Genomic DNA, 9,561 nt, shown 5'->3' with positions numbered 1-9,561 from the left:
CCCGGGGGGCGCCGCCGCCTGGGTGCGCCGACGTGAGCGTCAGCCAAACCGACAGGCCGCGTTGCTCATTCCGTAGGCGGAAGGAAATCCGGGTCGAGGATCTGCGGCTCCGAGTAGGGGCAAGCGGCGGGGAAGGTCTCGGTGGGCAGCTCCGACTCCCGTGCCGCAAGCTCCAGCGCCTGCGGGTACGCCTTCGCGACTGCCGCCGGCAGGTAGCCCTTGAGCCCGGGGTTCTCCTCCAGCAGGTAGCGCAGGGCGAGCCGCTGCTCGATGAGCGTGTTGCGCCAGCTCTTGCCTTCAAACTCGGCCCAGCGCTCGGAGAGCTGCCGAACCTGGAACTGCCATTTCAGCAGATGGGCGAGCAGGATGCGCAGCCGGCTCACCAGCTCATGGCGCTGGGTCTTGGCCATATCGCCCAGTTCCTCCACCAGGTGCTCCACGTCCAGCTCCGCGAACCGCCCCTGACGCAGCAGCTCGGCCGTCTGCGCGGCCCAGGCCGAATAGTCCTGGTCGTATAGGTTACGGAGCAAGCTCATCGGGATGCCTCCGAATCGGGTTGTGCGAGCAACGGAATCTCCCGGCGGTGCGATCGACGGCGAGGATAGCCGAAGCGCCTACAACAACAACCGCCGAATATCCCCGAGCAGGCTCGCGAGCAGCGTCGTGAAGCGCACGGCCTCGGCGCCGTCGACGACGCGGTGGTCGTAGGAGAGCGACAGCGGCAGCATCAGCCGCGGCGAAAACTCACGGCCGTTCCAGACCGGCTTCATCTCGGAGCGCGACACGCCCAGGATCGCGACCTCCGGTGCATTGACGATGGGCGTAAACGCCGTACCGCCGATGCCGCCCAGGCTCGAAATGCTGAACACGCCGCCCTGCATGTCGCCGGGCAGGAGCTTGCCGTCGCGGGCCTTGGCGCTGATGGCCATGAGCTCCCGCGCCAGGTCGAAGACGCCCTTCTTGTCAACGTCGCGCAGCACCGGCACCACGAGCCCGTTCGGCGTGTCCACGGCCACGCCGAGGTGCGTGTAGTGCTTCATGACCAGGCCCTCGCCGTCGGCGCTGAGCGAGGCCTTGAGCGTCGGCATCTGCGCCAGCGCGCCGGCCACGGCCTTGAGCAGGAACGGCATAAAGGTGAGCTTGACGCCGGCCGCCTCGGCGGCGGCCTTCTGCTCCTTGCGGAAAGCCTCAAGCTCCGTGATGTCCGCCGCGTCGAACTGGGTGACGTGCGGCACGCTGAGCCAGCAGCGGTGCAGGTGCGCGCCGCTGATCTTTTTGATGCGCGGCAGCGGCTGGGTCTCGACCTGGCCGAACTTGGCGAAGTCCACCGCCGGTGCTGCCGGGAGCTGGAAGGGCAGCCCGGCCGCGGGCGCCTGCGGCGCGCCGGCGCTCAGCATCTGCTTCACGTAGGCCTGCACGTCGTCCTTGACCACGCGCCCCTTGCGGCCGCTGCCTTTCACTTGGCCCAAGTCCACGCCGAGCTCGCGGGCGAAGCGGCGCACCGCCGGGCTCGCGTGTGGCGTGCGCCCGCTCGCGATGGCCTGCATGTCGGCGGGGCGCGGCAGCACCGGGGCCTTGCGGCGCTCGGACTCGCCCGGCAGCGGGGCGGCGGCTGCCTCGGCGCGGGCCTCGGGCTGCGGGATCGCGGCCGGTGCTTGGGTTTGCTCGGCCTCCTCGGCGGAGCTGGCCAGCTCGTCGTCGGCCGGCATCGGGACGGCGCTGCCGCGCAGCCGCAAGATCAGGTCGCCGCGGTTCAGCGTGTCGCCGACCTTGACCGCGATGGACTCGACCTCGCCGGCGGCGGGCGAGGGGATCTCCATGGTCGCCTTGTCGGATTCGAGCGTCAGGATGGACTGGTCCGGCTCGACGCGGTCGCCGACGCCCACCAGCACCTCGATGATCGGCACCTCGCCGAAGTCGCCGATGTCCGGCAGGCGGACGTCGATGAGCTCGGCCGGCGCGGCGGCTGCGCGCGCGGGCGGCGGTTCCGGCGCAGCGGTGGCGGCTGCACCGGCGGGGTCGGCGGCGCGCGGCGGCGCGGGCGGTGTCGGCGGCGCGGGCTCGGCAGCGGGCGTCTGTGCCGGTGCCGCGGGTTCGGTCGCGACGCCGTCGGTCTCCACCGTCATCAAGAGCGCCTCCTTGCCGATGCGCTCGCCGACGGCGACTTTGACCTCCTGCACGGTGCCGGCGATGGGCGAGGGGATCTCCATGGTCGCCTTGTCGCTTTCGAGTGTGAGCAGGGACTGCTCCGGCTCGATGCGGTCGCCGGGGGCGACCAGGATCTCGATGATCTCGACGTCGGTGAAGTCGCCGATGTCGGGCAGCAGGACGTTCTCTGTGCTTGCCACGGTGGGTACTCCTGGATGCGGTTCGTGCTAGGGATGGGTAGCGAACAACACCGTGGTCAGACGGTCAGGGGGTTCGGCTTCTCGGGGTCGATGCGGTACTTCTCGATGGCCTCGCGCACCAGCTTGGGCTCGATGGCGCCGTCGTCGGCCAGCGCCTTCAGCGCCGCGACGGCGACGTACCAGCGGTTCACCTCGAAGAACTTTCTAAGCTGGCTGCGCATGTCGCTGCGTCCGTAGCCGTCGGTGCCGAGCACGACGTAGCGCCGCTGCAGATACGGCCGGATCTGGTCCGCGTAGGTGCGGATGTAGTCGCTGGCGGCGACGATGGGGCCCTCGGTCTCGCCGAGCTGCTCGGCGACATAAGGCAGATGCGGCGACTCGTCGGGATGCAGCATGTTCCAGCGCTCGGCGGCCATGCCGTCGCGGCGGAGCTCGTTGAAGCTGGTGACGGACCAGACATCGGCGGCGACGTCGAAGTCCCGCGCCAAGAGCTCGCTTGCTGCCATGACCTCGCGCAGGATGGTGCCGCTGCCCAGCAACTGCACCCGATGCGCGCCCGACTCGGCCTGGCTCAGGCGGTAGAGCCCGCGGCGGATGCCGTCCTCGACCCCGTCCGGCAGCGCCGGCATCGGGTAGTTCTCGTTCATGACGGTGATGTAGTAGAAGCAGTTTTCCCGCTCCTGGTACATGCGCCGCATGCCGTCCTGCACGATCACGGCCAGCTCGTAGGCAAACGTCGGGTCGTAGCTGACGCAGTTCGGGATGGTCGCTGCCGCCAGGTGGCTGTGGCCATCCTGGTGTTGGAGGCCCTCGCCGGCGAGCGTGGTGCGCCCGGCGGTGCCGCCGAGCAGGAAGCCCCTGGCCTGCATGTCGCCGGCGGCCCAGATGAGATCGCCGACGCGCTGGAAGCCGAACATCGAGTAGTAGATGTAGAACGGGATCATGGCCTGGCCATGATTGGCGTAGGCCGTGGCGGCGGCGATCCAGGACGACATGGCGCCGGCCTCGTTGATGCCCTCCTGCAGGATCTGGCCGTTCTTTTCCTCGCGGTAGTACATCACCTGGTCGGAGTCCACCGGCTCGTAGAGCTGGCCGACGTGGGAATAGATGCCGAGCTGGCGGAACATGCCCTCCATGCCGAAGGTGCGCGCCTCATCCGGCACGATGGGCACGACGAGCTTGCCGATGTCCTTATCGCGGATGATGAGCCCGAGCAGGCGCACCATGGCCATGGTGGTGGACAGCTCGCGGTCGCCGCTGGCTTCGAGCAACTGGCCGAAGGCGTCGAGCCCCGGCACCGCAAGCGGCTTGAAGTCGGCGTTGCGCGCCGGCAGCGGGCCGCCTAGGGCGTCGCGGCGCTCGTGCAGGTACTTCATCTCGGGGCTGTCCGCCGGCGGCTTGTAGAAGGGCGCGGCGGCGATCTGATCGTCCGAGATCGGGATGTTGAAGCGGTCGCGGAAGGCCTTGAGGTGCGTCTCGCCCATCTTTTTCTGCGAGTGCGTGATGTTCATGCCCTCGCCGGCGACGCCCATGCCGTAGCCCTTCACGGTCTTGGCCAGGATCACTGTCGGTTGCCCGCGGTGCGCCATGGCGGCGGCATAGGCGTTGTAGATCTTGATCGGGTCGTGGCCGCCGCGGTTTAAGCGCCAGATGTCCTCGTCGGTCATGTTCGCGACCATCTCCGCGAGGTCCGGGTACTTGCCGAAGAAGTGCTCACGCGTGTAAGCGCCGCCCTTGGCCTTGTAGGCCTGGTAGTCGCCGTCTACGCACTCTTCCATGCGCTTTAGCAGCAGGCCCTTGTTGTCGCGGGCGAGCAGCGGGTCCCAGTAGCTGCCCCAGATGACCTTGATGACGTTCCAGCCGGCGCCGCGGAAGACTGCCTCCAGCTCCTGGATGATTTTGCCATTGCCGCGCACCGGGCCGTCGAGCCGCTGCAGGTTGCAGTTGACGACGAACACCAGGTTGTCGAGGCGCTCGCGCGCCGCGAGCGAGATGGCGCCCAAGGACTCCGGCTCGTCCATCTCGCCGTCGCCGAGGAAGGCCCAGACCTTGCGGCCCTCCGTGTTCAGCACGCCGCGGTCGGTCAGATACTGCATGAAGCGCGCCTGGTAGAGGGCCATGATCGGCCCCAACCCCATCGATACGGTCGGGAACTGCCAGAAGCCCGGCATCAGCCACGGATGCGGATAGGACGACAGGCCGTTGCCGTCCACCTCTTGGCGGAAGGCGTAGAGCTGCTCCTCGCTGATGCGGCCCTCAAGGAAGGCGCGGGCATAGACGCCGGGCGCCGAGTGGCCCTGGATGAACACCAGATCACCGCCGAAGTCCTTGTTCGCGGCGCGGAAGAAGTGGTTGAAGCCGATGTCGTAGAGGGTCGCGCTGGAGGCAAACGACGAGATATGCCCGCCGAGCTCCGTCGAGAGTCGGTTGGCCTGCACCACCATCGCCATCGCGTTCCAGCGCACGAAGGACCTGATCCGTCGCTCCATGGCGCGGTCGCCCGGGAAGCGGTCCTGCTTCTGCACCGGGATGCTGTTGAGGTAGGCCGTGTTGGCGCTGAAGGGCAGGTAGGCGCCGGAGCGGCGCGCCTTGTCGATGAGCCGCTCCAACAGGTAGTGCGCGCGCTCGGTGCCCTCGTGCTCCAGCACGGCGTCGAGGGCGTCGAGCCACTCCTGTGTCTCCTGGGGGTCGATGTCGGGCTTGTTGGCCATGGGGGTTCCTATCGCGCTGAACCTGGGCTGATCGGGCGTCGCGTGGCGACCTGAGCGGCGGTGGGCCGGGCGGGTGCTCCCGGCGCGGCGGCAAGCGCGCACGCTAACCCAGGGCTCGACTATTCGCAAATACTGATCATTGGGGGGTCGAATTCTCCGGGGCCTGAGCGGAGCGCATCCGCCGGGCGCCCACGACTTTGGACATTATGCCGGCCACGGCGGGTCCAGACACCAGAAGCCCCCGGCCAGCGGCGCTGGTCGGGGGCTTGGTGCCGATCAGGTGGTCGGGCCATCCTGGCCTGACTTGGCCTGACTTGGCCTGACTTGGCCTAGCTTGGCCGGGCTCGAAGCCCGGACCACGTCAATCAGCTTAGCTGTTAGCTGTTGCCGGCCGGGGTGTCCGTGGCGGCGTTCGTCGGGGCGGCCGGGGCAGGCTCGGCGGCAGGTGCCTCGCTGTCCGTCGGCGCCGGGGCCGGCCCGTAGGCCCGCATCGGCATGCCCCGATGGGCGGCGCGACGTTGCTCTGCCAGCTTCTGCATCTCTGCGCGGCGGGCGGCGGCGCGCTGCTGGATCTGCTCGCGATGGGCCTTCAGCTCCGCTTGGCGGGCATCAGGGTTCATGCTGGCCGGCATGGCTGGCATGGCCGGGCGCTCGCCGAAGGCCGGCAGTTCGGGCAGCTCGAAGGCGGGCATCGCGGGCGGCTCCGGGCGCGTGAAGCCGGGGAATTCCGGCGGGGTCGGGCGCTCGCCGAAGGCCGGCATTTCGGGCATTTGCGGGAATTCCGGCATGGCCGGACGCTCGCCGAAGGCCGGCATTTCGGGCATTTGCGGGAATTCCGGCATGGCCGGGCGCTCACCGAAGGCGGGCATGTCCGGGCGCTCCGGACGCGGCGGCGCAGCGATCGGAACCTGCGGTGCCATCTGCTCGAACCACTGGCGCTGCTGCTCCATCATGGCCTCGATGGCCTTGCCCTGCTGCTCGGCCCGGGCCATCTGCTGCTTGGCGAAGGCCTCGTGCTGCTCCGGCGTAACCAGTGCCACCGGTGCCACCGGTGCGTAGGCGCCGTAGGGGGCGACATAGGGGACCGGCGCTGTGTGGGGAACGTGGCCGGGTGCGTACCACTGGGCGGCCGCGGTAGCGGCGGCGGCGAGTGCGACAACGGAGACGGACAGGGCAAGCATTTTCATTGTTCTACCTTTTGGTAGGTCGGCGGGGGCAGTTGCGGGGCGCTTGGCGCCGTGCCCGAGCCGGAAGGGTTTCCAGGTCAGCAAGAGATCGATCTTTGTATCGTTGCGACGGTCTGCGGCCCCGGAAGACAGGCGGCGGCGCGGCAGACGGCTTGCAGTATATAAGAACTCGCTAAATTATCAACAGACCCGAGCGACAGTTCTCCTGGCGCGATAGCCCGTGACTATGCCTAGCGAGGCAGAGCCTAAGACCAACCAGGGCACGGAGCGTCGTCTTGCGCAGCCCGCTCGTTGCCGCAAGTGAACCAAAGGGCCAAGGGCCGAGGGCCGAGGGCCGAGGGCCGAGGGGTCTCCCTTGGCCCTTGGCTCAGGTGTCGTTGGGTAGCTTGACTCATCAGCAAACATGCCGCGCCGTCAAGCAATCTAGCGACGCATCACCTCAGACGGACGAGTCGTGCTCATCGCGATCGAAATCGAAATCGAACCGAGTGGCAACCGATCCCGATCCCGATCCCGATCGCGACGCACCTGGCCAGTCCGCCGCGCCGTTCGAAACTTGACTCATCTGCAAGCATTCGGCTCCGTCACGTAATCGGGTGCGGGCTAGTGCGGGCTAGTGCGGGCTAGTGCGGGTGCGGGTGCGGGGCAGGGCAAGCCAGTACCCCGCGCGTCCTCTACAATCCGCACCCTTGATGCCGCATCGGCAGCGCAGCGAAACAAGGGAACGACTGGTGCTTCAACTCCTCGCCATCGCCGGCGGTGGTGCGCTCGGCGCACTGGCCCGGTTCTTCGTGTCGAACGGCGTTTACCGACTGCTGGGGCGGGAGTTCCCGTGGGGCACGCTCAGCGTCAACGTGCTTGGCTCCTTCGCGATGGGGCTCTTGTTCGTGCTCTTGCTGGAGCGCAGCCTGGTGGGGCCGGAGGTGCGCGCGGCGCTGCTGATCGGCTTTCTCGGCTCCTTTACGACCTTCTCGACCTTCTCGCTGGAGACCTTGACGCTGGTGGAGCAGGGCGAGATGCTGCGGGCGCTGTTGAACGTCGGCTTCAGCGTCGTCGTCTGCATCGGCGCGTGCTGGGCCGGCATCATTGCCGCGAGGGCCTTATGAGCGAGTCGCCATCCACTCCGCCCGCGCCCGGCGATGCCGAGCAGGCGCCGCGCCAGGCCACCATGGTGCGGGTCTATCTCGGCGAGTCGGACCACGGCTTGAAGCCGCTGCTGAGGTGTCTGCACGACGAGCTGCGCGTCTGCGGCGCGACGGTGACGCGCGGCATCGCCGGCTTCGGCGCGTCCGGCGTCGTGCACAGCGCGGCGCTCGTCGACCTATCCGCGGACCTGCCGCTAGTGCTGGAGTTCTTCGACCGGCCGGAGCGCGCCCGCGCCGCCATCGAGCGCATCAAGGACTTCGTCGAGCCTGGCCATGTCGTGTCCTGGAGCGTCGACGTCGAATCCAACGGCCGGCACGAAGGGCGTTGATCCACCGGCGCGGGCGCGGCGTTTCCGCCGCGAATACCGCGCCGCCACCTTGCTGCACAGAGACCGAACCATGCTGGACCCGAAACTGCTGCGCACGGACCTGGAGCAGGTCGCCGCTGCGCTCGCCCGCCGTCGCTTTCGCGTCGACACCGACCGCATCGAGGCCCTGGAGGCGCGGCGCCGAGACGTGCAGATCGAAACGCAGGAGCTCCAAAACCTGCGCAACACCCGCTCCAAGGCCATCGGCAAGGCCAAGGCCGCGGGTGAGGACATCGAGCCGCTGCGGGCCGAGGTCGCGGCCTTCGGCGACCGGCTGAAGGCGCTCGAAGCAGAGCTGGACGAGCTGCAGGCGGGGCTGAGGGACATCGCGCTCGGCCTGCCCAACCTCCCCGACGCGAGCGTGCCGGACGGCGCCGACGAGTCCGCCAATCGCGAGGAGCGCCGCTGGGGCACGCCGCCCGACTTCGGCTTCGAGCCTAAAGACCACGTGGACTTAGGCGTGCCCGCTGGCTGGATGGACTTCGACGCCGCGACCAAGCTCACCGCGTCGCGCTTCGTCGTGCTGAGCGGCCCGCTCGCGCGCCTGCATCGCGCGCTGATCCAGCTCATGCTCGACGTGCACACCACCGAGCACGGCTACACCGAGACCTATGTGCCCTACCTGGTCAACGCCGACAGCCTGACCGGCACCGGTCAGTTGCCGAAGTTTGCGGCGGATCTGTTCCGCGTGCCGGGCGGGCAGTCCGACGAGGGCGAGGCGGGGCGGGACTTCTATCTGATCCCGACGGCCGAGGTGCCGGTCACCAACCTAGTGCGCGACGTCATCGTCGACGCCGCCGACCTGCCGCGCAAATGGGTCGCCCACACCCCCTGCTTCCGCAGCGAGGCCGGCTCCTACGGCAAGGACACCCGCGGCATGATCCGCCAGCACCAGTTCGAGAAGGTGGAGCTGGTGCAGGCCGTGCGGCCGGAGGAGTCCTTCCATGCGCTAGAGGCCCTCACCGGCCACGCGGAGGCCATCTTGCAGCGCCTGGAGCTGCCGTATCGCGTCGTCACGCTCTGCACCGGCGATCTCGGCTTCTCGTCGCGCAAGACCTACGACCTGGAGGTCTGGCTGCCGGGGCAGGGGCGCTACCGCGAGATCTCGTCGTGCTCCAACTTCGGCGATTTCCAGGCGCGCCGCCTGCAGGCGCGCTGGCGCAACCCCGACACCGGCAAGCCCGAGCTGTTGCACACGCTGAACGGCTCCGGCCTCGCCGTCGGCCGCACCCTGGTCGCGGTCATGGAGAACTACCAGCAGGCCGACGGCAGCATCCGCGTGCCGGCGGCGCTGGCGCCGTACATGGGCGGCACCGAGGTGCTGGTGCCCTGAGCCTGGCCAGCGGGGTCGAAGCGTATGCCCCGGCGGTGCTTCGCGGCGGACATTCCCAACGAGGCGCAGCCGCCGTCCGACAAGTGCGGAGAGCGTCGTCTCGCGCACCCCGCTCGTTGGCGCAGATGGCGAGCCGGAGCCGGACCGGAGCCGGGCCGGAGAGCCGACCTCCAGGTCGGCTCCGCGCTCGCGAGATCACATCGCGCTCGGACGCCGTGTTGACCTGGAGGTCAACACTCCAGTCAACCAGAGCGTCGTCTCGCGCAGCCCGCTCGTTGGCGCAGATGGGGAGCCGGAGCCGGGCCGGACCGGGCCGGAGAGCCGACCTCCAGGTCGGCTCCGCGCTCGCGAGATCAGTGCATCGCACTCTGTCGCCGTGTTGACCTAGAGGTCAACACTCCAGTCAACCAGAGCGTCGTCTCGCGCACCCCGCTCGTTGGCGCAGATGGCGAGCCGGGCCGGAGCCGGG

At 68.8% G+C, this 9,561-nt stretch carries 7 protein-coding genes; 3 read left to right on the top strand and 4 right to left on the bottom strand.

Going from position 1 to position 9,561, the window contains the following annotated elements; translation table 11 throughout:
* Window positions 1-65: 65 nt before the first annotated feature.
* From ML01_RS26015 to ML01_RS26000, 4 genes are all read right to left on the bottom strand, one after another.
* Window positions 66-536 (bottom strand): DUF29 domain-containing protein, encoded by a 471-nt coding sequence (locus ML01_RS26015; RefSeq protein ID WP_058558288.1) that lies wholly within the window; start codon window positions 534-536, stop codon window positions 66-68.
* A gap of 78 nt (window positions 537-614) precedes the next feature.
* Entirely contained in the window at window positions 615-2,348 is a 1,734-nt protein-coding gene (gene aceF / locus ML01_RS26010) for a dihydrolipoyllysine-residue acetyltransferase (RefSeq protein WP_058558287.1), read from the bottom strand.
* Window positions 2,349-2,404: 56 nt separating this feature from the next.
* Window positions 2,405-5,059, bottom strand: coding sequence for a pyruvate dehydrogenase (acetyl-transferring), homodimeric type (gene aceE / locus ML01_RS26005; RefSeq protein WP_058558286.1), 2,655 nt, complete (start codon window positions 5,057-5,059; stop codon window positions 2,405-2,407).
* Between the two features lie 377 nt (window positions 5,060-5,436).
* Complete coding sequence (locus ML01_RS26000) at window positions 5,437-6,246, bottom strand: hypothetical protein (protein WP_156428018.1); 810 nt, start codon at window positions 6,244-6,246, stop codon at window positions 5,437-5,439.
* A 731-nt stretch (window positions 6,247-6,977) separates the two neighbouring features.
* On the opposite strand from ML01_RS26000, the gene crcB reads away from it, so the two are divergent.
* From crcB to serS, 3 genes are all read left to right on the top strand, one after another.
* Window positions 6,978-7,352: a fluoride efflux transporter CrcB gene (crcB, locus tag ML01_RS25995; RefSeq protein ID WP_216819286.1), complete on the top strand. Its 375-nt coding sequence runs from the start codon at window positions 6,978-6,980 to the stop codon at window positions 7,350-7,352.
* Window positions 7,349-7,720, top strand: a complete 372-nt coding sequence (locus ML01_RS25990; protein WP_216819285.1) for a DUF190 domain-containing protein — start codon at window positions 7,349-7,351, stop codon at window positions 7,718-7,720. The genes crcB and ML01_RS25990 overlap by 4 nt, the downstream gene beginning before the upstream one ends.
* A 70-nt stretch (window positions 7,721-7,790) precedes the next feature.
* Entirely contained in the window at window positions 7,791-9,092 is a 1,302-nt protein-coding gene (gene serS, locus ML01_RS25985; RefSeq protein ID WP_058558283.1) for a serine--tRNA ligase, read from the top strand.
* Window positions 9,093-9,561: the final 469 nt, after the last annotated feature.

It is taken from the genome of Thiohalocapsa sp. ML1 (assembly GCF_001469165.1).
Lineage (GTDB): Bacteria > Pseudomonadota > Gammaproteobacteria > Chromatiales > Chromatiaceae > Thiohalocapsa.
This window is presented reverse-complemented; position numbering and strand designations above follow the sequence as displayed.